Source organism: Lysobacter daejeonensis GH1-9, assembly GCF_000768355.1.
Taxonomy (GTDB): Bacteria; Pseudomonadota; Gammaproteobacteria; order Xanthomonadales; family Xanthomonadaceae; genus Aerolutibacter; species Aerolutibacter daejeonensis.
Map to the genome: position 1 here is coordinate 1 of NZ_AVPU01000076.1, position 1,057 is coordinate 1,057.

A 1,057-nucleotide genomic window follows, 5' to 3' on the forward strand; every position below is an offset into this window, starting at 1 on the left:
CGAGGTCAATGGCAGCTTCTACAGCGTGCCCTCCGCCCTGGCCCGGCAGAACGTGGACGTGCGACTGACGGCACACACCCTGGAAGTGCTGCATGGCAACCGGCGGGTGGCCAGCCACCTGCTGCTGGGGCGACGCGGCGCTTACAGTACCCAGCGCGAACACATGCCCGCAGCGCACCAGGCGCATCGTGAGTGGACGCCGCAACGCCTGCTCGACTGGGGCGAGCGGATCGGCCCCTACACGCGCCAACTGATCGATCACCAACTGACCCACAAGCCGCACCCGGAGATGGGCTACCGCGCCTGCCTCGGCCTGCTCTCGCTGGCCCGGCGCTATGGCAATGCACGCCTGGAAGCCGCTGCCGAACGTGCCGTACACCTGCGCGCCTTCACCGGGCGCAGCGTGCGCAACCTGCTCCAGCAAGGCCTGGATCAACAGCCGCTGCCCCAGCGTGCCGCCGAAACGACCTTACCCGGCGACCACGAGAACGTCCGTGGCGCCGACTACTACCAACCCCCGCAACAGGAGCTGTTCGATGATGCCGCAACACACCCTGAATCAACTGCACCAGCTACGCCTGGACGGCATGGCCCGCGCCCTGGAAGAGCAATGGACGCTGCCGGCCAGCCACAGCCTGAGCTTCGATGAACGCCTCGGCCTACTGCTCGACCGCGAACTGGCCTGGCGTGACAACCAGCGCCTGGTACGGCTGCGCAAGAAGGCCAAGCTCAAGTACGCCAACGCCTGCCTGGAAGATCTCGACCGCCGCTCCGGACGCGCCCTGGACGAGCGTCTGATCGCCACCCTGGCCAGTGGCGACTGGATCCGCCAGCAGCACAACCTGCTGCTGACCGGCCCGACCGGTGCCGGCAAAACCTGGCTGGCCTGCGCCCTGGGCAACCAGGCCTGCCGCCAGGGCTATAGCACCCTGTACCTGCGCACCCCGCGCCTGCTGGAACAACTGCGCATCGCTCATGGCGACGGCAGCTTCGGCCGTACCCTGCAACAGCTGGCAAAGGTCGACGTCCTGGTGCTGGACGACTGGGCGCTAGCCCC

General features: G+C 67.8%; 2 protein-coding genes. Both read left to right on the forward strand.

Features of this window, described 5'->3' with window-relative positions; all coding sequences use genetic code 11:
* Positions 1–649 (forward strand): IS21 family transposase (locus tag N800_RS15025; protein ID WP_036140541.1); only part of this gene is annotated, 649 nt, incomplete at its 5' end.
* Positions 537–1,057: IS21-like element IS1474 family helper ATPase IstB (istB, locus tag N800_RS15030; RefSeq protein ID WP_036140543.1), on the forward strand; the 521-nt coding region annotated here is incomplete at its 3' end. The genes N800_RS15025 and istB, both read left to right, overlap by 113 nt.